This window comes from Cephaloticoccus primus, assembly GCF_001580015.1.
Lineage (GTDB): Bacteria > Verrucomicrobiota > Verrucomicrobiia > Opitutales > Opitutaceae > Cephaloticoccus > Cephaloticoccus primus.
The window spans coordinates 71,194-91,120 of sequence record NZ_LSZQ01000046.1 but is presented as its reverse complement, the minus strand read 5'-3'; the positions used below and the strand labels follow the sequence as shown (position 1 = coordinate 91,120).

The 19,927-nt window shown below is 62.8% G+C and carries 17 protein-coding genes and 1 other RNA gene; 9 read left to right on the top strand and 9 right to left on the bottom strand.

Features of this window, described 5'->3' with window-relative positions; all coding sequences use genetic code 11:
* Together AXK11_RS09470 and purE are read left to right on the top strand one after the other, a co-directional pair.
* A partial coding sequence (locus AXK11_RS09470; RefSeq protein ID WP_156469225.1) for a PEP-CTERM sorting domain-containing protein occupies window positions 1-830 on the top strand: 830 nt, incomplete at its 5' end.
* The gene (gene purE, locus AXK11_RS06080) at window positions 827-1,324 is read left to right on the top strand and encodes a 5-(carboxyamino)imidazole ribonucleotide mutase (protein ID WP_068630292.1); all 498 of its coding nucleotides are present in this window, start codon (window positions 827-829) and stop codon (window positions 1,322-1,324) included. The genes AXK11_RS09470 and purE, both read left to right, overlap by 4 nt.
* Before the next feature lie 22 nt (window positions 1,325-1,346).
* On the opposite strand, the gene AXK11_RS06075 is transcribed toward purE, so the two are convergent.
* The 3 genes from AXK11_RS06075 to rpsT form a co-directional block, all read right to left on the bottom strand.
* On the bottom strand, window positions 1,347-1,817 hold the full coding sequence (locus AXK11_RS06075) for a type II toxin-antitoxin system VapC family toxin (protein WP_068630290.1): 471 nt from the start codon (window positions 1,815-1,817) through the stop codon (window positions 1,347-1,349).
* Window positions 1,798-2,073 (bottom strand): type II toxin-antitoxin system Phd/YefM family antitoxin, encoded by a 276-nt coding sequence (locus tag AXK11_RS06070; RefSeq protein ID WP_068630288.1) that lies wholly within the window; start codon window positions 2,071-2,073, stop codon window positions 1,798-1,800. Before AXK11_RS06070 ends, AXK11_RS06075 begins: the two co-directional genes overlap by 20 nt.
* A gap of 298 nt (window positions 2,074-2,371) precedes the next feature.
* Window positions 2,372-2,659 carry a 30S ribosomal protein S20 gene (gene rpsT / locus AXK11_RS06065; RefSeq protein WP_068630287.1) on the bottom strand — a complete coding sequence of 96 codons (288 nt, stop codon included), beginning with the start codon at window positions 2,657-2,659 and terminating at the stop codon, window positions 2,372-2,374.
* Window positions 2,660-2,786: 127 nt separating this feature from the next.
* Between rpsT and rnpB the strand changes: the two genes are divergently transcribed.
* Window positions 2,787-3,305: RNase P RNA component class A (gene rnpB, locus AXK11_RS06060), an RNA gene on the top strand.
* Window positions 3,306-3,660: 355 nt separating this feature from the next.
* Here rnpB and AXK11_RS06055 read toward each other — a convergent pair.
* On the bottom strand, window positions 3,661-4,416 hold the full coding sequence (locus AXK11_RS06055) for a zinc ribbon domain-containing protein (protein ID WP_068630286.1): 756 nt from the start codon (window positions 4,414-4,416) through the stop codon (window positions 3,661-3,663).
* A gap of 117 nt (window positions 4,417-4,533) precedes the next feature.
* Here AXK11_RS06055 and gyrB point away from each other — a divergent pair, with 117 nt between their 5' ends.
* From gyrB to AXK11_RS09780, 4 genes are all read left to right on the top strand, one after another.
* Window positions 4,534-7,266 carry a DNA topoisomerase (ATP-hydrolyzing) subunit B gene (gene gyrB, locus AXK11_RS06050; protein ID WP_068630285.1) on the top strand — a complete coding sequence of 911 codons (2,733 nt, stop codon included), beginning with the start codon at window positions 4,534-4,536 and terminating at the stop codon, window positions 7,264-7,266.
* 104 nt (window positions 7,267-7,370) lie between these two features.
* Window positions 7,371-9,995, top strand: coding sequence for a DNA gyrase subunit A (gyrA, locus tag AXK11_RS06045; RefSeq protein WP_068630283.1), 2,625 nt, complete (start codon window positions 7,371-7,373; stop codon window positions 9,993-9,995).
* A complete protein-coding gene (locus AXK11_RS06040) occupies window positions 9,995-10,474 on the top strand; it encodes a PTS sugar transporter subunit IIA (protein ID WP_068630281.1) in 480 nt (159 codons plus the stop codon). Before gyrA ends, AXK11_RS06040 begins: the two co-directional genes overlap by 1 nt.
* Window positions 10,475-10,554: 80 nt before the next feature.
* Window positions 10,555-10,812 carry a type II toxin-antitoxin system HicA family toxin gene (locus tag AXK11_RS09780; protein WP_156469224.1) on the top strand — a complete coding sequence of 86 codons (258 nt, stop codon included), beginning with the start codon at window positions 10,555-10,557 and terminating at the stop codon, window positions 10,810-10,812.
* 364 nt (window positions 10,813-11,176) lie between these two features.
* Here AXK11_RS09780 and rpoN read toward each other — a convergent pair whose 3' ends face one another.
* The 3 genes from rpoN to AXK11_RS06020 all read right to left on the bottom strand — a co-directional run bounded on the left by rpoN (window position 11,177) and on the right by AXK11_RS06020 (window position 13,946).
* Window positions 11,177-12,682, bottom strand: coding sequence for an RNA polymerase factor sigma-54 (rpoN, locus tag AXK11_RS06030; RefSeq protein ID WP_068630278.1), 1,506 nt, complete (start codon window positions 12,680-12,682; stop codon window positions 11,177-11,179).
* Between the two features lie 127 nt (window positions 12,683-12,809).
* Window positions 12,810-13,130, bottom strand: coding sequence for a HesB/IscA family protein (locus AXK11_RS06025; protein ID WP_068630276.1), 321 nt, complete (start codon window positions 13,128-13,130; stop codon window positions 12,810-12,812).
* A gap of 69 nt (window positions 13,131-13,199) precedes the next feature.
* On the bottom strand, window positions 13,200-13,946 hold the full coding sequence (locus AXK11_RS06020) for a ubiquinone/menaquinone biosynthesis methyltransferase (RefSeq protein ID WP_068630274.1): 747 nt from the start codon (window positions 13,944-13,946) through the stop codon (window positions 13,200-13,202).
* Window positions 13,947-14,123: 177 nt separating this feature from the next.
* Between AXK11_RS06020 and AXK11_RS06015 the strand changes: the two genes are divergently transcribed.
* Both AXK11_RS06015 and hisS read left to right on the top strand, forming a co-directional pair.
* Window positions 14,124-14,459, top strand: coding sequence for an HU family DNA-binding protein (locus tag AXK11_RS06015; protein ID WP_068630273.1), 336 nt, complete (start codon window positions 14,124-14,126; stop codon window positions 14,457-14,459).
* Between the two features lie 513 nt (window positions 14,460-14,972).
* On the top strand, window positions 14,973-16,271 hold the full coding sequence (gene hisS, locus AXK11_RS06010) for a histidine--tRNA ligase (protein WP_068630272.1): 1,299 nt from the start codon (window positions 14,973-14,975) through the stop codon (window positions 16,269-16,271).
* A gap of 205 nt (window positions 16,272-16,476) precedes the next feature.
* Here the strand turns inward: hisS and AXK11_RS06005 are convergent, their stop codons facing one another.
* Entirely contained in the window at window positions 16,477-17,373 is an 897-nt protein-coding gene (locus AXK11_RS06005) for a sigma-70 family RNA polymerase sigma factor (protein ID WP_068630329.1), read from the bottom strand.
* Window positions 17,374-18,281: 908 nt separating this feature from the next.
* Window positions 18,282-19,814 (bottom strand): anthranilate synthase component I, encoded by a 1,533-nt coding sequence (gene trpE / locus AXK11_RS06000; protein WP_068630271.1) that lies wholly within the window; start codon window positions 19,812-19,814, stop codon window positions 18,282-18,284.
* Window positions 19,815-19,927 lie beyond the last annotated feature (113 nt).

The window sequence follows — 19,927 nt, the reverse complement described above, 5'->3', positions numbered from 1 at the left end:
TAGCCCCCCCCCCCCCCCCCCCCCCCCCGAGTATTAGTATCTATAATATAAATACGGATGTCCTTCGTGCGGACATTCTGAGGATAGGAGAGAGTCAGTGGATAAATAAAATTCTGGAGCAGCAGGAGGGGGATATGTACAGAGCGGAAATAACTACTGGTGTTTCCAGTTTAGCTGATTTAAATCTGGGTGATCCAGTACGAGGACAGAAGCGGAAAAAGCACAAAGAGCAGAGCGGAAGTAACTTGACAGATGATAAGCGGGGGAAGAGCGAGGGAGAGAGTAGTATAAACCCTAAAAAGCTGAGCGTAGCCCCCCTTAGAACTATCAATGTGAATAAAGGGGTATTGCGAATTGATAGTGAATATCGAGTTTCGCAACGGGATGATATTGTGATATCTGGAGGAGGTGAAATTGAGTTTTATGATGGCGAGTTTTCTCTGATGAAAGAGGTTAACAGGATCACTGTACGTGACTTTGGTACTATTAGTATCTCCAATGAGCGTACTAGTAAAATTTACTTAAATGATTTGGTAATAGCTGATGGCGGATTATTAAAGGTTACACTTTGGGTTAGGAATTATGATCATTTATTAGTTAGAAAGGGCAGCCAGGGGCTAGCCGATGCGCTAGGGAAAATACACTTTGATAATGAAGGTCCCGCAGGTGTCAGAGAGTACAATAAAGACTATTGGGAGATTGGTGCGGGACATGGCTTTGGGCAGCTTCCCGTCCCCGAGCCTGCGACTTATGGGGCGGTGTTTTCGCTCGGTGTGCTGGGATTCGTGGCTTGGCGGAGGCGTGGGAAGCGGTCATTGCTGAAGTCATGACGAAACCGCTTGTGGGACTGATTATGGGCAGCACTTCGGATTGGGAGACGATGCAGCATGCGGCGGGCGTGCTGGACCGGCTGGGCGTGGCCTACGAAAAACGGGTCGTCAGTGCCCACCGGACGCCCGAGCTACTCGTCAGCTATGCCAAAGAGGCGTCGAGCCGTGGGCTGCGAGTAATCATCGCGGGGGCGGGCGGCGCCGCGCACCTGCCCGGGATGGTGGCGGCTCTGACGCCGCTGCCCGTCCTCGGTGTGCCGGTAGAGTCGGCCGTGCTCAAGGGGCTGGATTCGCTGCTCTCGATCGTACAGATGCCCGGGGGCGTACCGGTGGCGACCTTTGCGATTGGCAGGGCGGGAGCGATCAACGCGGCGCACTTTGCCACACAAATCCTGGCGACCGGTGGCGACGAAACTGCCGTGAAAGCTGCCAAAGCCGTGACTGCCCACCGCGAGTCGCAAACCGCCGCCATCCTGAACGCCGAGCTGCCCTAGCGTGGAGCCGGTGAGCGATTCCCTAAGGTTTAGGGAACGGCTGGTGGCCCTTAGCTCCGCTGCGGTATCTTTCGGGCGCGAGTAGCGTTCTCAGCTCCAAGCCTTCCGCGAAAGCCGCCCGCGCCAAGTCTTGATCGTTGGTGGCGAGGATTGCCCGTTCGCTTACTGCGAGAGCAAGGTAGCTCGCATCATAACCAGTGAGTTGGTATCGATAGGCGAGGGCGCATACCTCGTCGTCTGTGGGTGTCGTTCGCGTGGCTATCCCGAGTGTGTGCATGTAGCGCAAAAACTCCGAGACCTTGTCCGCACGAACTCTGCCACGGCGCACGTTATTGATCATCACGCTTCGCAGCTCATACCAAAACAGCGGGATAGTAATTGGCAGGAAGGCTCGCCGATGTATTTCGGTGAGCAACTGGGCACTAAATGGAGTCTGCTCGTCCTCCATGCCCCAACTGACCGATACCGAGGGATCAATAACGACGGCCTTCATCGCGAGCAGAGATGATTTCCTCAATCGTAAGGGGCGGACCTACGATGGCTTCTCGGGCCCATTGGCGGAGTTTTCCAATCGTTTCCAGGCGTTGCTCTGTGGGCTTTGAGGCGGGGGAGTTGAGTTCTGGAAAGGGAATCAGGCGGGCTACCGGGCGATTGTCGCGCTCGATAATCACCTCTGCCCCTGCCTGTGCTTCGTCGAGCACCTCAAAAAACTGCGCGTGAGCTTCGCGTGCTGTCATCGTTTTCGTCATGGCTGTTTTCCTTTGGGGTATGGGAAAAATGTTTCCTGAGCCGCTGAGCGCAACGTGACATTTTCCGGATGGGAAGAGGTGTCTCTGGAGTTGAATTTTACTCGGGTACAAAAAAGCCGCAGCGGGAAGGGGCTGCGGCTGGAGGAGAGAGGGGCGGGGCAGGAACGCTATACGCGGCTTTGGGCGTGTGTTGTGGCTCGGCGCTGCGAGTTTGTGGGAGCCGCGGCAAGAGCTGCGAGCTGCGCGGGTAGCGCTATGGTTTTCCCGCAGGTTTCCTGCGTGTGTCGACTCGGCCCGCTCAGGCGGCGAGGGGCTCGGCGGCGGTCGCGGTGCCTTTGATTTTCAAGGCGGCGTGTGACTTGGCGCGGTTGGCCGCGTTGCGGTGGACGACGCCGGACTTTACGGCCTTATCCATCGCCGAGGTGTAGCTGGAGGCCGCGGTTTTGAGGGCCACGGAGTCACCGGCCTTGGCTGCGGCGTCGAGCTTCTTGTGCAGGGTCTTGAGGCGGGTCTTGGTCGCTTTGTTGCGAGCGGTCAGGCGCACGGTTTTGCGCGCGGCTTTGATAGCGGATTTGGTGTTGGCCATGAATGGAGTGCGTTAACGAAGTGGGAGACGCAGCCAAAGCGCGCGGCTCGCGTCAACCGTAACTTGGCGCAGCGGGAATAAAAAGGCTCGAAGTGGCTGCGGGCGGCGCCTCTAGTGGCGGAACTGGTTTTGGGGCCTGATTGTCGCTCCAAGTGTGTAGTTTCTTTGAAAAAACGCCGACGGAGAGGAAAGTCCGGACACCGCAGGGCAGGATGCCGTGCGAGAGTTGCGCCTGGCGCACTCAAGCACGGGAGGCGCGCGTCAAGGCGCGTCGACGGACAGTGTCACAGAAAACAAACCGCCCGTGCGGCGTGGTTCTCGTGAATCGCGCGGTGCGGGTAAGGGTGAAAAGGTGGGGTAAGAGCCCACCGCGCCACGCGCGAGCGTTTGGCGGCACGAAAAACCCCATCCGGTGCAAGGCAAAATAGGAGACTGGGCGGCCCGCCCCACAGTCTCGGGTATGCCGCAGCGTGTTGCGCTTCGCGGGCTTGGGGCCTGCGGGCCGCGAGTCCGAGGGAGCGCGCAGGCCAGGGCGAGAGCAGGGCCGCGCTTCTCGTCCTGAGATAAATGACAGTCGAAGTGCCGCGCGGTGGCTTAGCCGCCTCGCGGCGCGGAACAGAATCCGGCTTACCGGCCCCAAAACCAGTTTTCACGAGAGGCTCCACTACGCGTGGGGCGGTGGCGTGGCGCCACGTGCCATTATAATTTGCGATTTTGCCCGTGCGCTTTGCGCCCGAACAAAATCGCAAATTTACATGAACTCCCCCTGTCGCGTTGCGACACGGTCTTCGACCGTTCCATTCTGCGAGCCGCTCGTTGGCGGCTCGTCAGGTGCCTCAGCCCGTACGCGAATGAAGCGGAAACCCATTGGGGCGCGGCAAAAAAGTTTATGGGTTAAATTTCCACCTGAGCACCAGCCAGGGATTTCATTCAACTGTGCGGCTTGCGTGCCGCCCCCACGCGCAGTGGTGGTGGCCCCGTCTTATCTGGCGGGTGGTGGTTTAGCCGACCCAGTACAAAATCTGTCCGGATTGGTCGGAGAGGACGAGTTGTTCGAGGGCGGCGGGGCTATCGGCTGCGGCGGTCATCCGGTTGGCGGCGCGGGCGGCTGATTCGACTTCGGAGGACACTTTCAGGTGAGAGCCGCCGCAGATGCCGTTTTGCAGCGGGACGACGACGGGCCATTGGCGGGCGGAGATCCGGTCGTACACGCGCAGGAGCGGCTCGGCGATGGGCGCACGCGCGGCGGCGACTTCGGCGCGGGTGGTTTCCAGCTCGCTGCGGAGGCTGGCCTCGCGCTCGTGGAGGCTGGCGATGCGGGCCTGGTGGCCGCTGATGTTTTGCTGGAGCGCGGCTTCGGCAGCGTCGAAGCGTTCCTTGGCGGCGTCGATGGCGTAGAGAAGCTCCAGCTCGCGCTCTTCGAGTGCACTAACTGCGACTTCGGTGGCTTCGATCTCGCGGGTGAGTGCCTGGTATTCGTCGTTTTTCTTAACGGCGAGTTGCTGGGTGCGGTACTTGGCGAGCTTGCCCTCGGCGAGGCCGATCTCGGTTTCGAGGAGTTTCTTGTCGGCTTCGAGCCGGCGCAGCTCGTCGCGAGCGTGGTCTATTGCGGTGCGCTCGGCGGCGATCTGCTGTTCGACGCGAGCGAGCTCGGCGGGCGTGGCGGCGATGTGCGCTTCGAGCTCGCGGCGGTGGGAGTCACGAGCCTGTAGGATGAGGAGTTTTTCAATCGCAGGGCTCGGCATGGTGGGCGGCACAGTGGTGGGGGCTTTGGGGGGCGGGCGAGGTGTTTTTTCGCTAAAAAAACCCTCGCCCGAAGCGGGGTTTGGAACGAGTGTTTCGCGTTTCGTTTTCCCCCTTCACCAACGCGCTACATGTCCGACTCTCCCGACTCCGAAATCCCGGCTCAAAACCCCGTAAACGATCACGATTACAACGCCGATCAGCTCGGCCAGCTCAAGGGGCTGGAGGCTGTCCGCAAAAAGCCCGGCATGTACATCGGCGGCACCGACGAGCGCGCGCTGCACCACTGCGTGTCGGAGGTTTTGGACAACTCGGTGGACGAGCATCTCGCCGGCCACTGCACGCGGATCGAGGTGAATATCCACGTCGATGGCTCGATCTCCATCCGCGACAACGGCCGCGGCATCCCGGTAGATATCAATAGAGAGTCGGGGCTCCCGGGCGTGGAGCTGGTGCTGACGACGCTGCACTCGGGCGGCAAGTACGGGCAGGGCGGCTACAAGTTTTCCGGCGGCACGCATGGCGTGGGCGCGAAGTGCGTGAACGCGGTGTCGGAGTGGTTTGAGGTCGAGATCTCGCGCGAGGGGCAGCTCCACCACATGCGCTTCGAGCGCGGCCAGACGGTCAAGCCGCTCGAAGTGATCGGCAAGGCGCGCGGCACCGGCACCTACATCACGTTCAAGCCCGATCCGGAGATTTTTCGCGAGACGACCGTCTTCGTCGCCGAGCGGATCAGCCAGCGGCTGCGCGAGCTGGCGTTTCTGAATTCGGGCCTGGAAATCGTTTTCCTCGACGAGCGCCCGGCCAACGCGAAGCCGGAGACCTTCTTCTATAAAAACGGCGTCGAGGAATTCGTCCGCCAGCTCAACCAGGGGAAGACCGCGCTGCACCCCGAGCCGATCCGCGTCACAAAAATCAGCACCGAGCCGATCGACGACAAGCCCGCCGAGATCCACGTCGAAGTCGTCCTCCAGTACAACGACTCCTACAACGACCAGGTCCTGTGCTACACCAATACGATTCACAACCCCGACGGCGGCACGCACCTCTCCGGCTTTCGCAGCGCGCTCACGCGGGCGATCAACCAGTTCGCCAAGTCGAACAACCTGCTCAAAGACAAAGACCCGCAGATCACCGGTGACGACGTGCGCGAGGGCCTCGCGGCGGTGATCTCGATCAAGCACAGCGACCCGAAGTTTGAGTCGCAGACGAAGGTGAAGCTGCTCTCGCCCGAGGTGGAGCGCATCGTCGGCTCGGCCTCCTACGAAGGGCTCATGAAGCACTTCGAAATCTCGCCGCCGCTCGCCAAGCGGATCATCGAGAAATGCCTCCACGCCGCCCGCGCACGCGAGGCCGCGCGCAAAGCGCGCGAGACGATCCGCAAAGGCGCGCTCTCCGGCGGCGGCCTCCCGGGCAAGCTCGCCGACTGTTCCGAGCGCGACCCGTCGCTCACCGAGCTGTACATCGTCGAGGGTGACTCCGCGGGAGGCTCGGCCAAGCAAGGGCGCGACCGCCGCTTCCAGGCGATCCTCCCGCTGCGCGGCAAGCTCATCAACTCCGAGAAAGCCCAGCTCGACAAGGTGCTCAACAACGAGGAAATCCGCGTCCTCATCACCGCGATCGGCACGGGCATCGGCACGGGCGAAGACGCCGCCGCGTTTAACGCCGACAAAGCCCGTTACCACAAAGTCATCATCATGACCGACGCCGATGTGGACGGCTCGCACATCCGCACGCTGCTGCTCACCTTCCTCTACCGGCAGATGCGCGGCCTCTTCGACCGCGGCTACGTCTACATCGCCCAGCCGCCGCTCTACAAAATCAAGCGCAAGAAGCGCGAGCAGTACGTAGACAACGACGAGCAGCTCAACCGCATCTTGCGCGAGCTCGGCTCCGAAGACGTCGTCCTCACGCGGCTCAAGGACGGGCACGTCTTTGCGCCCGCGCAGATCGACCAGATCGTCGAGCACCTCGCCGCGCTCGAAAGACTCGGCACCAGCGTCACCCGCTACGGTGCATCGCTGCCCGCGTACCTCGACACGCATGACCCCGCCACGCATGCGCTGCCGCGCTACCTCGCGCGCATCCGCACCGGCAACGACGAGCGGCACGAATTCCTGCGCGACGAGGCCGCGCGCGCCCGCTTCATCGCCGAGCACGGCCTTGATGCCGACACCGCCGAGCAAGAAGAGGTCAACGCCGCCGCTGCCATTGAGACAGGGGAGGGGCAGGAAGCCGCTGCGAGCGCCTCGGCCCAGACCGTAACGCTGGGCGACGCGACTGTTGAGCAGGCGACTATTGCCAACGCCGCTGCCGCTCCCGGCACTGCCGAAAAAACGACGGACGGCGCGCCTACTGCCGCCGGCTCAGCGCCCACCACAACGGCTACCCGCGTGGGCGAGTTGTCCGGAACCACGGGCTCGGCCATCCGCACGCGGATTACGCTGCACGAAATCTTTGAGAGCGGCGAAATGTCGAAGCTCCTCAAGGCAATCGCCGAAGTCGGGCTCGATGTGAACCGCTTCAGTGCGACCGAGGAGCCGCGCTTTGTGATCACCGAAAACCAGGGCCAGAAATCCGAGTCGAAGACGGAGCTCTTCGCCCCGCTCGAAATCGTGGCGCACATCCGCACGCTCGGCCGCAAGGGCCTCACCATCCAGCGCTACAAGGGCTTGGGTGAAATGAATCCCAAGCAGCTCTTCGAGACCACGATGGATCCGGCCAAGCGCCGCCTGCTCAAAGTCTCGATCAACGACGCCGCCAAGGCCGATGCGCTCTTCACCCTGCTGATGGGCGACGAAGTACCGCCGCGCCGCCAGTTCATCGAAGACAACGCGCTGAACGTCCAGTACCTCGACGTCTAAAAGCTGGCACATCGGCCTTGTGAGCAGCGCGCGCAGCACCGCCCGCCCGCCGCCCGCCTCCGGGCCCTTCTCCACACCGCAATCCCTGCACTGATTTACCTACCGTGTTTACCTCCAACGAAAAACTCTCCTCTGCGAACATCACCGAGATCATGCAGACGGCCTACATCGACTACTCGATGTCGGTCATCGTCTCGCGTGCGCTGCCCGATGCCCGCGATGGCCTAAAGCCCGTACAGCGCCGCATCCTCTACGCGATGATGCGCGAGGGGCTGCTCCACAATCGCCCCTTCGACAAGTGCGCCGGTGTCGTCGGCGAAGTGCTGAAAAACTACCACCCGCACGGCGATTCCTCGGTCTACGATACGCTCGCGCGCCTCGCGCAGACCTGGGTCATGCGCTACCCACTGATCGACCCGCAGGGCAACTTCGGCTCGGTCGATGGCGACCCGCCCGCCGCCTACCGCTATACCGAGTGTCGCCTCAACGAAGTCGCCGAAGACCTGATCCGAAACATCGAGGAAGACACTGTCGATTTCGTACCCAACTACAAGGAGTCCACCACCGAGCCGACCGTCCTGCCCTCCGCTCTGCCGAACCTGTTGATGAACGGCTCGACGGGAATCGCCGTCGGCATGGCGACCAACATCCCGCCGCACAACCTCGGCGAGATCATCGAGGCGACCTGCGCGATCATCGACGATCCGGACATCTCGGTTGACCAGCTTTGCGAGATCGTGCGCGGGCCCGACTTTCCGACTGGCGGCACGATTGCCGGCCGCGCGGGCATCCTCAGCTACCTGAAAACGGGCCGCGGCATCGTGCGCATCCGCGGCAAGGCGCAGACCGAGGAGACGAGCACGGGCAGCGAGCAGATCATCATCACCGAGATCCCCTACAACGTTAACCGCGCCAACCTCGTCACCAAAATCGCCGAGCTCGTCTCCGACAAAACAATCGACGGCATCCGCGACCTGCGCGACGAGTCCGACGAAAATACCCGCATCGTCATCGAGCTGAAACGCGGCGAGCAGGCCCGCCCGATCCTCAACCAGCTTTACCAGAAGACGGCACTCGAATCCTCCTTTGGCGTTACGCTGCTCGCGCTCGATCAGAAGCGCCCGAAGCAGATGAACATCAAGGAGCTCATAAACTGCTACATCGAGCACCGCCGCGAAGTCATCACCCGCCGCACCCGGTTTCGCCTGCGCCAGGCGGAAGATCGTGCACACATTCTGGAGGGCTACCTGATCGCGCTCGATAACCTCGACGACTTCGTAAAAATCATCCGCAGCTCGGCCAACCGCGTTGAGGCGCGCGACCGCCTCATGGAGAAGTACCCGCTCACGCAGCGGCAGACGGACGCCATCCTGGAGCTGCGCCTCTACCAACTCACCGGACTGGAGCGCGACAAGATCGAGGCCGAATACCGCGACCTGATGGCTCTGATTGAGGAGCTGCGCAGCATCCTCGCCTCCGAGGAAAAGCTCTTCGCGCTCATTAAAAAAGAGCTCCTCGACATGAAGTCGAAGTACGCCAGCGCGCGCCGCACCGAGATCACCGCCGCCGCGGGCGAGTTTCGCATGGAGGACTTCATCCCCAACGAGGGCTGCGTCATCACCGTCTCGCACCTTGGCTTCATCAAGCGCACGCCGGTCGCCGAGTACCGTTCGCAGAAGCGCGGCGGCAAGGGCGTCATCGGCGCCGACACTTACGAAGAAGACTTCGTCGAGCACCTCTTTACAGCCTCGACGCACGACTACATCCTCTTCCTCACAACGACGGGCCAGTGCCTTGCGAAAAAAGTCTACGACGTGCCCGAGGGCACGCGCGCCTCGAAGGGCAAGTCCACCAAGTCCTTCCTCTCGCTCTCCGAGGGCGAGCGCATTGCGGCGATGATTTGCGTAAAGGACTTCGACTCCGCGCAGCACCTCGTCATGGCGACCCGCCGCGGCGTCACCAAGAAGACCAACCTCGCCGACTACGCCAACGCCACTCGCGAGGGCGGCCTGCGCGGCATCAAGCTCGTCGGCGAAGACAGCCTCGTGGGCTGCGTCCTCACGAGCGGCGAGAGCGAGATCATGCTCGTCAGCCACCGCGGCCAGGCCGTGCGCTTCAAGGAAAGCGACCTGCGCGACCAGGGGCGCGACACTCAAGGCGTCACCGGCATGCGCTTCAAAATCGAAGGCGACTACGTGCAGGCCATCGAGGTCTGCGACCATGACGCGCGGCTTCTCATCGCCCGCGAAGACGGCATCGGCAAGCGCACGCCCTTTGCCGATTACCGGCTCATCACGCGCGGCGGCACAGGGGTGATCGCTATCGACCTGCCTGACGACGCGAGCGTGGCCGTGGCGGGTGCGCTCAGCGTTCACGAGGATGACGAAGTGATGCTCCTGACCACCAAGGGCCAGAGCATCCGCACCCGCGTGTGCGAAATCCGCGAGACGGGCCGCGGCGCCAAAGGCGTGAAGCTCCTCAGCCTCGCTGCGGGCGACAGCATCCTGAGCATTGCACGAATCGTCGAGACCGACGAAGAGCAGGAAGCCGCAGCCATCGGCGAAGACGGCGGAGCAGTGGCTGCCGCCGATGTAGCGGAGAGCGACAGTGCGCTTGGTGAAGCCGCCGCAGCTGGAGCTGCGCCAAACGCGGCGAGCGTTTCCACGGCTGCGAGCGACACCCCATCGGAGAGTGTGCCGGATGCGGAGCCAAAGGAGGGCGAGTCGTGATGAATGCGCGCCTCAGCCCCCTGCTTTCGCCCGAGCTCCTGACGCTCGACCTGCGCGCGACGGAGCACGAAGCCGCCCTGCGCGAAGTCGCCGAGCCGCTCCGCGCGCACCCCGACATGCGCGACTACGACCGCTTCTTTGAGCAAGTGATCGAGCGCGAGCGGCTCGATAGCACCTACCTTGGAAACAGCGTTGCGCTGCCCCATGCCCGCACTTCGCACGTGGGCCGTGTCGTCCTCGCAGTGGGGCGTAGCGCGGCGGGCTTGCGCTTCGAAAACTGCGAGTCGCCCGTGCACCTGCTCTTCGTGCTCGGGACGCCGACCAGCAGCCCGGGCGACTACCTGCGCGTGGTGAGTACCCTGTGCAAAATCCTCGCCTCGGCGGACAACCGCGCCGCGCTCCTCAGCGCGTCAACTCCCGCCGCCTTCCTCGCGGCAATCACCACCGCCGAAGAAAAGCTCTTCCACGCAAAGAATTGATGTGCCGAAGGGGAGGGCGTTTCAACTCGCCTTGCCCCTTTGCCTTGATCAGCAGTTTCCGCGTTTGGAGCTCCTCCAGTATGGCCAATTGGAAAAAAGTTTTGGAAAGAGTTCGGAGCCAACAGGGCGAGCACGACGCGGGTATTCGTCTTGAGGAGTTTTGTATTTTGCTGCCGCACCTGGGCTATTCGGCAAAACGCCAGCGCGGGAGTCATCGTGTTTACGATAAAGAAGGTTGGCCTCCGATGGTTGTTGTTTCTGGCCGAGATGGTAAGGTGAAGGCCTACTTGGTAAGGAAACTTAGAGAGGAGCTCGAAAAACATGGTTATCGATCCTAGAGACTACGAGATGCACATCTGGTATAGCCCCATTAAGGGGGATGAGTGCTTTATTGCGCAGGTTGTAGAGTGGCCCGATGTGATGGCGCACGGCGATTCGTTCGAAGAGGCGGCCCGGGAGCTGACGTCTGCGCTGAGCTCGGTTTTAGAGATTTGGCTGGAAGCTGGAAGGCCGATCCCTCTGCCAAACTCGGCCCGATCAGCTTCCTTGGCGCGTATCTCTGCGACTGAGGTCAAAAAGCGTAGCTCGCGTATGGTGAACAGGGTAACAAGGCCCGCGCTGCGCAGGCGGGGGATGAAAGTAAAGGCAGCTCTGACGGCTGCTGCTTGATTCGGATCAGAAGCCGGAGGAAGCGGTTTCCTCCTACCACTGTTTGCGCTGGGAGCTGGGGGGCAGGCCGAGTTCTTCGCGGTATTTGGTGACGGTGCGGCGGGCGAGGCTGAGGCCGCGCGTTTGCAGCTTTTCCAAAATCGCCTGGTCGCTCAGCGGGGCGGCTTTGTCTTCGGCGGCGATCCAGTCAGCGATCAGCTCCTTCACGCTGGTGTTGGCGATTTCGCCGCCGCTTTCGTCGCGATAGCCGCTGGTGAAAAAGTGGCGCAGCGGGAAGAGGCCGTGCGGGGTTTTTATGAACTTGTTGGCAGCGGCGCGGCTGATCGTGGTTTCGTGCACGCCGAGTTTTTCGGCGACTTGGGTCATTGTCAGCGGGTGCAGATGGGCCGGGCCTTTCTCAAAGAAATCGCGTTGGCGGGTGAGCAGTTCGCGCGCGAGCCGCTCGACGGTGTGCTGGCGTTGCTCGATCGCATCGATGAGCGCGCGGCCCGACTGCATGCGCTCGCGCAGGTAGTCGCGCTCTTCGGGGGCAAGGCTGCCTTTGGCGATGAGTTCGCGGTAGGTGCCGGAGATTCGCAGCCGCGGGATGTAGCGGCGGCTGAGGCTGAGGTGCCACTGGCCGTCCGGTGTTTTGAAAACCTCAATGTCGGGCTCGATGATGCGGTTGTCATCTACGGCGAAGCGGCGGCCTGGCGCGGGGTCGAGTTTGCTGATGACCTCAATCGCTTGCCGGACTGTTTCGGGGGGGGCACCGAGTTTGCGCGCGAGCTCGGGGATGTGGCGGCGGGTGAGGAGCTCGAAGTGCTGGGCGATGATGCGGGCGGCGAGTGAGTTGCCGTCCGGAGTTTGGGCGTTTTCTCGCTCCTTCGCACCGAGTTGGAGCAGGAGGCATTCGGCGAGTGACTGAGCACCGACTCCGGGGGGATCGAAGCCGCGCAGCACGGCGGCGGCGGCTTCGATGTCGCTGAGTGCACAGCCCGATTGCTGGGCGGCTTCTTCGAGCGACTGGCTCAGCCAGCCTCGCTCGTCGACTACGCCGATCAAGTAGTGCAGTGCCTCGGCCTGTGTGTGCGGCAGATCGGCCAACGCGGCTTGCCCGGCGAGGTGTTCTTGCAGCGAAGGAGGCGGCGCGACGAGTGAGTTAAAGAAGTGTTCTCGGCGCTCGGCGTCCTGGCTGCTGTAGGACGCTGGAGGCTGCGCCACATCGCCGCCGAGCGGATCTGCCTGTTTGGGGAAATCGAGCTCCGGCGCGGCACTGTCGTCTGCTTCGGGAGCCGCAAGTACGGCGGCGATTTCGCTACTTTCCGCAGCCTGCGTGGGCCCTGTTTGTGGCGGTACTTCGGGCGCATCAAGGCTCAGGATGTCATCTGCGGGGAGCTCTTCGAGAGTCGGGTTTTTTTGAAGCTCGTCCTGAATCTCGGCGTGCAGGTCTGTGGCGGCGACTTGCAGGATTTTTAGCGCCTGCTGCATCCGCGGCGCGAGGATGAGGGCCTGAGTTTGGCGCTGCTGTTGATCTTGATAAATCGAAGGGCGATTCACGGGAGGGGCTCGCTTGGTGTCGGCAAGGCGTGGCGGCAGCAGGGGAGGGCTGGTGGCGAAGAAGCGCCCGCACGGAGGGGCAGTAGCTTATTCGCGTGTCGCGCGTCCGCACCTGCGCGGCGTGCGGTTACGCGAAGGACTTGCCGCAGCCGCAGGTGCTCTTGGCGTTGGGGTTCTGGATCTCAAAGCCCTTGCCCTGCAATCCGTCGTCGAAGTCGATCCGGCTGCCGCGCATGTGCGCGAGGCTTGCGGGATCCATGAGGATCTGGACGCCTTCGCTCTCGATCTGAGCGTCGTCCGGCTTGGGCGAGTCGAAAGACATGCCGTATTGGTGGCCGGAGCAGCCGCCGCTCTCGACGAGGACTCTCAGGAGCCGTCCGCTGTTTTCTGCATCGGCGGCTTGCATGTGGCGGATTTGCGCGGCGGCGCGCGGGGTTAAGGTGATCATGATTAGCGCGCGAAGTTGTGGGCACGTTTTGGGCTGTCAATCAGGGCCCGTCCGCATGCGCCAAATCGGCTAACTCGCGGCGTGCGCGGCGACCGCTTCGTGGAGCGCGACGATCCCGAAAGTCATGCCCGTGGCGCGCACCGCATCGAAGCCCGCCGCGCGGATCTCCGCACTGAGCGCGGCGCGGTCGGGGAAGCGCTCAATGCTCTCGTTCAGGTAAACGTAGGCGGCGCGGTCGCGCGTCACGAGCCCCGCGACCCGAGGCAAAATCCGCCGTAAATAGAAAAAGTAGAGCGGGCGAAACCAGCGCTGGGGTTGCGAAAATTCGAGGACGTAGAGCCGCCCACCCGGGCGCAGCACGCGGCGCATCTCGCACAGCGAGCGATGGCGGTCGGCCATGTTGCGCAGCCCAAAGGAAATCGTGACGGCGTCCACGCACGCATCCGGCAGCGGGAGCTGCATCCCATCGCCCTGCGCGAATGTGAGCTTCGGGTAAGCACGCTCGCCACCGGCGGCCGCTTTCTTGGCCTCGGCTTGCTCAAGCATCGGCAGGCAGAAATCCATACCGGTGACCTGCGCGTCGGGCAGCGCGCGGCACAGCGCGAAGGCCACGTCGCCGCTGCCTGTGGCGAGGTCGAGCACGGCAGCGGGCGCGCCCCTCCCGCCCCTGCCTCCCGCCCCTCCCGCCTGCCGCACGGCCCGCACGAGCCGTCGCCGCCACCACAGATCGGCCCCGCCGCTCAGGAGCCGATTGGCCAAATCGTAGCGCAGGGCAATGCGGGCAAACATGGAGTTTACGGCTTGTGGATCAGGCATGGTCGGCAGTGGCGGGCGGGCGGATGCGGCAGGGCAGAAATGTGTCGGGCAGGCTTGGAAGTCTTAAGGCGACTTACGAGCTATATTCAAATTGACGCAATCGAGGCGCTGTTAATGATTTAAGCATTGTTAGAACCTGCTTCCCCGAGTCCCCAACCGTTAGAGAAAGGAACCGCTATGTCCAATAACCTCACGAAACGAGAGATCGTGCTCGATATCTACAAGAAGACCGCCTTCCCCCAAAAGCAGGTGGTCGAGACCGTGCAGCTCACCCTCGACATCATCCAGAACGCCCTTGCTGCGGGGCGCAATGTGGAGCTGCGAAACTTCGGCGTGCTCGAAGTGCAGGTGCGTAAATCTCGAGTGGGGCGCAACCCCAACAAACCCGAACGCGAAGTCGTCATCCCGCGCCGCGCCGTCGTGAAATTCAAGTCGGGCAAGACGCTCAAGCAGCAGCTTAAGAAACTCGACCTGGACGCGCTGAAATTGGTGGGCACAGAGGCCGCGGATTAAAGCGCGGGCGCGCCTGTGCCGGACTCCCACTACGCGTGGGGCGGGGTCGCAGACCCTTTTATTTTGCGAGCCGCTCGTTGGCGGCTCGGTCAGAGCTGCTGCCATTTACTGTGACGCTTGCGAGCCATTCCGCCCGACGAACAAGCCGCACAGTCGGAAATGCCCGACCTGCGGTCGGGCCGGAGATTAACCCGTAAACCAACGAAATCCGCCCCAATGGGTTTTTCGTTTCATCCGCATTTGATGCCTCGTTCCCAGTCGCAACGCGACTGGGGGAAGGCCCCGTTAAATTTGCGATTTTGTTCGGGCGCGTAGCGCACGAGCAAAATCGCAAATTGAATGGCCTGTGGCGCCCCGCCACCGCCCCACGCGCAGTGGAGTCTTCGACTCTTTTTTTGGGCACAGCCTCGTTGGGCCGTGTCCTCGTACTCTTTCTTTTGGTGAGCCACTTGCTGGTGCGCGCCTTTTTTGTGGCGAGCGGCGAGTGGGCTTCCCAAGGTCGCTGTCCTTTTTATGGCCTTCCAGACTTTACCCGGATTTCGCGAGTTTTACCCCGAGGAGTTGTTGCGGCGTAACTACCTGTTTCGCCTCTGGCGGCAGGCGGCGCTGAGCTTCGGCTTTAGCGAGTACGACGCGCCGGTGCTCGAAGCGCTCGACTTGTACAAGGCGAAGTCGGGCGAGGAGATCGAGGGGCAGCTCTTCAGCTTTACCGACAAGGGAGGCCGCGCCGTCACGCTGAGGCCGGAGATGACGCCCACGGTGTGCCGCCTCGTCGGCGCCAAGGCCAGCGCGCTGAAGCGGCCCATCAAGTGGTTCAGCATCGGCGAGTTTTACCGCTACGAGCGGATGCAGCGCGGGCGCGGGCGCTGTTTCTTCCAGTTTAATGCCGATATTTTTGGTGAGCCGGGCGTCGAAGGGGAGAGCGAGCTCATCGGGCTGCTGATCCAGTGCCTTTGCGGCTTCGGGCTGAGCGAGGCGGATTTTTTCGTGCGGCTGAGCGACCGCAATTTGTGGTTCGACTATCTCGCTGCGCTGGGCCTGGACGATGCGCGAACCCGCGCGCTGCTCACCGCCGTGGATCGCTACGAGAAGCAGGGCGAGGCGGCGTTTAAGGCCTACACCGAAGCGTTTGGCGAGTTGGATGCCGGGCTGCGCGCGCGCGTGTTGGAGTTTGCGGCGGTGAAGTCGCTCGCCGCGCTGGAGGCGATTTTGGCTCCACTGGCCAACGAGCGCTTGAATGCACGGCTCGACGAGTGGCGGCGGCTGTTGGGAAACCTCGATGCGATGGGCTTGGCGCGCTTTGTGGAGGTGGATCTCGGCGTGGTGCGCGGGCTCGCGTACTACACGGGCTTTGTGTTCGAGGCCTTCGACCGGAAAGGTGAGCTGCGCGCGATCGCGGGCGGCGGCCGCTACGACGATCTGTTCAGCAAGCTGGGCTACGCGGCCATGCCCGCCGTGGGCTTTGCGATTGGCGATATGACTTTTGCGCTGCTGCTTGAGCAGCGCGGGTTGATGCCGCCGCTCATCTCGGTGCCCGATGTGTACTGCGTCACGGGCGGCGAGGCCGAGCGCCGCGCGGCACTGGGCACGATCCAGGCACTGCGCGCAGCGGGGCTGCGCGTGGAGTATGCGCTGCGGACCCAAGCCTTTGGGAAACAGTTCCGCGCGGCGACAGATTCGGGCGCGCGGCACGTGCTGATTTTCGGCAGCGAAGAGCTCGCCCGCGGAATGGTAAAGCTGCGCAACCTCAGCACCCGCAGCGAAGAAGACGTGCCCGTGGGCGAGATCCTGGAGCGACTCACCCAGCAGTGAGCTGTGTCGCGCCAGCTCGCGCACCGCAGAAGGGCCGCCCCACGGAGTCTTCGACTCGTTTTTGCGGCCCTCGTTGGGGCCTCGTCGGCACAACGCGAGGAGGCTTTGCGAGCCGCTCGCTGGGCGGCTCGTCAGTGTCTCCTGCCGCGCTCCCGCCCGCATGCGCGAGTATAGGCACGATCCCGAGCTGGCGGGATTGCGCGGGTCACTGGCTGGGGCGGTTTGCGCTCTTGGAGGCGACGAAGTCGCGGATGACCTGCATCCGCTGGTCGCGGCGGCGGTCTTCCTCGACTTCCTCAGCGCTGCGGATGGCTTCGTGTTTGGCGAGGGCGCGGCGCATTTTGTTGAGGGCGAGGTATTCGAGCTGGCGGATGCGCTCGCGCGTCACGTGAAAGCGCCTGCCGACTTCTTCGAGCGTGAGCGGGTCGCGGCCTTCGAGGCCGAAGCGCAGCCGGATAATCTCGGCCTCGCGGTGGTCGAGTGAGTTGATCATCTGATGCAGGTCGGAGTTTTGGCTGCGGTCGCTCAGACTCTCGAAGGGCGTGATCGCATTTTCGTCGCCGATGATTTCGCCAAAGCTGGCGGAGTCGGAATCCTCGCCCACCGGCGCATCGAGCGAGGCGGGGCGCACGCTGACACTTTTGAGGTGGGCGACTTTGGAGGTCGGGATTTGCAGCTCGCGGGCGATTTCCTCGTCGGTCGGTTCGCGGCCAAACTCCTCGGTGAGGGCCGTGGCAGTGCGGCGCATTTTGGCGATTTTATCGACGAGGTGGACGGGCAGGCTGATGGTCTTCGACTGGTTGGCGAGCGCGCGCTTGATCGACTGCTTGATCCACCACGCAGCGTAGGTGGAGAGCTTGCCGCCCTTGGCGGGGTCGAAGCGCTCGACTGCTTTCACGAGGCCGATGTTGCCCTCGGAGATCAGGTCGAGCAGCGGCAGGCCAAAGTCTTTGTAGTCCATCGCGATTTTCACGACGAGCCGCAGGTTGGCCTTGATCATGTGCTCGCGGGCCGCCATGTCGCCGCTGTGGATGCGTTTGGCGAGGGCGACTTCCTCCTCGATGGTGAGCAGCGGGGTTTTGCCGATTTCCTGTAAGTACATTTGCAGGTTCGAGCGTTCGCTGGGCGCATTGGCCGGACTGGGCTGCGGTGCGGCACGCGCTTCCAAAATCGGCGCAGGCGCCATGTCGGTCACGGAGTGCAGCTCCGCCGTTTTTTGGGGGGCGGGCTTGGCGACCTCGGAAGCACCGGCGGCAGTGTGGGCGCGGTTCGTGCGTGCGTGCGACTTGCGAGCCTTTTGAGAAAGGGGGCGGGATGGCGTGAGGGCGGGAGTGGGCAGCATGATGAGTGTCTCCTCTTGGGTCTTTGGGATCACTGCCGGTTCTCGCGGCTGTGATGCGCATTTCTGTGGTTTTTCGATTAATTCGAGTTCCCAGTAGCTTAAGCCGTTCCCTAGCGAGACTGGGATTTATTCAGAGGAAGCGAAGCCCGAAATCGCAAAAAATGCACAGTCTTCGACTGGTTTAATTTTGCGAGGCCCTCGTTGGGACCTCGTCAGAGTAACTCGGATGCAGTGCAGGTGGTGGTATTTCTCTTCGCACTCGCGCGACACGATGTCGCGGTCTTCGACCGGTTTTTCTTCCACTGCGCGTGGGGCGGTGGCGTGGCGCCACTTGCCATTGAATTTGGGAATCGGCTATCGGCGCTGCGCGCCGAAGCACGATTCCCAAATTTAACGGGACATCCCCCCAGTCGCGTTGCGACTGGGGAGGGAGCCCAACGAGGGAATGAAGCGCGTACCCATTTGGGCGCGGCGAAAAAGTTTACGGGTTAAATCTCCGACCCGACCGGAGGTCGGGCATTTCCAACTGAGCGGTTTGCTCGGCGTGCGTTCCGCACGCCGAGCAAACCGCTCAGTAAATGGATGCAGGCACCGCCTGCCGCCCCACGCGCAGTGGGAGAATGGGGGCTGCGAGTGACGATGGCGCACCAACGGGTGCGGCGCACCATTTAGAAGGTCGAGGACTCTTCGGCAACGGCGACGGCGCGGAAGAGGGCGGAGGCCTTGTTGATGCTTTCCTGATATTCCTCGGCGGGGGAGGAGTCGGCGACCCAGCCGCCGCCGGCCTGGATATAGACCTGGCCGTCCTTGATCAGGGCGGTGCGCAGCATGATGCAGGTATCGGCGTTGCCATCGTAGCCGAAGTGGCCGAGCGCGCCGCTGTAGGAGCCGCGCTGGAGCTGCTCCAGCTCGGTAATGATCTGCATGGCGCGGACTTTGGGGGCGCCGCTGACGGTGCCTGCGGGAAAGGTCGCCCGCATGAGATCGAAGGCGTTTTTGTCTTTGGCGATGCGGCCTTCGACTTGGGATACGATGTGCATGACGTGCGAGTAGCGCTCGACGGTCATGAAGTCGGGCACGGTGACGCTGCCGTACTCGCAGACGCGGCTGATGTCGTTGCGCGCGAGATCGACAAGCATGAGGTGCTCGGCCTTTTCCTTTTCGTCGGCGAGGAGCTCTTGTTCGAGGGCAGCGTCTTCGGCCGGGGTGGCTCCGCGGCGGCGCGTGCCCGCGATGGGGCGGATTTCGACGAGGCCGTCGGTCAGTTTGACGTGGACTTCGGGCGAGGCGCCGACGAGCGCGAAGTCGCCCAGCTCCATGATAAACATGTAGGGCGAGGGGTTTATGGTTCGCAGCGCGCGGTAGAGATCGAGCGGGGTTTTGCTAAAGGGTTTGGCGAAGCGCTGAGAGCCGACGATCTGGATGATGTCGCCCGCGCGGATGTATTCCCTGGCGCGCTCGACATTGGCCTCGAAGTGTTCGCGCGAGATGTGGCCCTTGGGGATCTCGACGCGCGCGGGCTCGACCAGAGGGGCGGGGGCGAGTGGGGCGGGCTGGCTGAGGATTTTGTAGAGCTCGGCGATTTCGGCGGCGGCGCGGTCGTAGGCGTCGAGTGCGTTTTTGGTGGCCCAGACTTCGTCATCCCAGGCGCCGGTTGCAGTGTCGCGGATGTGCGCGTTAACGCAGAGGCGCAGGGTTTGCTTGGCGCGGTCGAAGATCAGCAGCGTGTCCGAAAGCATGAAGTAGAGCAGCGGCAGCCCGAGCTCGTCGCGCGGTGCGGTGGGCACGGTGGGCTCGACGCGCATCACGTACTCGTAGCCGAGGAAGCCGACTGCGCCGCCCGTGAAGCCGGGCAGCTCGGGCAGGCGGACGGGGCGGTATTGTGAGACTTCCTCTTCGATTAATTTGAGCGGATCGGCGGGCGTGGGGACTTTGCGGGGCGGCTGGCCCAGCTCGCTGATTTCGGTCGTCTCCGGCCCGCAGGCGAAAACTTTTCGCGGGCGGCAGCCGATGAAGCTGTAGCGCGAGAGGCGTTCGCCGCCTTCGATTGATTCGAGGAGGTAGGCAGGGCCCGCGTTGCGCAGCTTGGCATAGGCGGAGACGGGTGTCTCAAAATCCGCCATCAGGTCGGTGTAGACGGGGACGACGTTGCCGCGTTTGGCGAGTTCGAGGAAGGCGTCGCGGGAAGGATGCAGGTTCATAGAGGGAGGGGAGGCAGCGTTGCTTTGGAGGGCTGGCGGTGACGGCGGATTTTTTTTGGTGGGACTCGTGTGGGAGCGCGCAGGAAGTGCTGCTGCGCAAGCGCGTGGTGGCT

Bases quoted from the DNA above. Each gene is read 5' to 3' on its own strand.
- AXK11_RS06075 (WP_068630290.1), bottom strand. From the start codon at position 1,817: ATGAAGGCCGTCGTTATTGATCCCTCGGTATCGGTCAGTTGGGGCATG.
- hisS (WP_068630272.1), top strand. From the start codon at position 14,973: ATGGCCTTCCAGACTTTACCCGGATTTCGCGAGTTTTACCCCGAGGAG.
- AXK11_RS06040 (WP_068630281.1), top strand. From the start codon at position 9,995: ATGAATGCGCGCCTCAGCCCCCTGCTTTCGCCCGAGCTCCTGACGCTC.
- gyrB (WP_068630285.1), top strand. From the start codon at position 4,534: ATGTCCGACTCTCCCGACTCCGAAATCCCGGCTCAAAACCCCGTAAAC.
- trpE (WP_068630271.1), bottom strand. From the start codon at position 19,814: ATGAACCTGCATCCTTCCCGCGACGCCTTCCTCGAACTCGCCAAACGC.
- AXK11_RS06070 (WP_068630288.1), bottom strand. From the start codon at position 2,073: ATGACGAAAACGATGACAGCACGCGAAGCTCACGCGCAGTTTTTTGAG.
- purE (WP_068630292.1), top strand. From the start codon at position 827: ATGACGAAACCGCTTGTGGGACTGATTATGGGCAGCACTTCGGATTGG.
- AXK11_RS06025 (WP_068630276.1), bottom strand. From the start codon at position 13,130: ATGATCACCTTAACCCCGCGCGCCGCCGCGCAAATCCGCCACATGCAA.
- AXK11_RS06005 (WP_068630329.1), bottom strand. From the start codon at position 17,373: ATGTACTTACAGGAAATCGGCAAAACCCCGCTGCTCACCATCGAGGAG.
- AXK11_RS06015 (WP_068630273.1), top strand. From the start codon at position 14,124: ATGTCCAATAACCTCACGAAACGAGAGATCGTGCTCGATATCTACAAG.
- rpsT (WP_068630287.1), bottom strand. From the start codon at position 2,659: ATGGCCAACACCAAATCCGCTATCAAAGCCGCGCGCAAAACCGTGCGC.
- AXK11_RS06020 (WP_068630274.1), bottom strand. From the start codon at position 13,946: ATGCCTGATCCACAAGCCGTAAACTCCATGTTTGCCCGCATTGCCCTG.
- AXK11_RS09780 (WP_156469224.1), top strand. From the start codon at position 10,555: ATGGCCAATTGGAAAAAAGTTTTGGAAAGAGTTCGGAGCCAACAGGGC.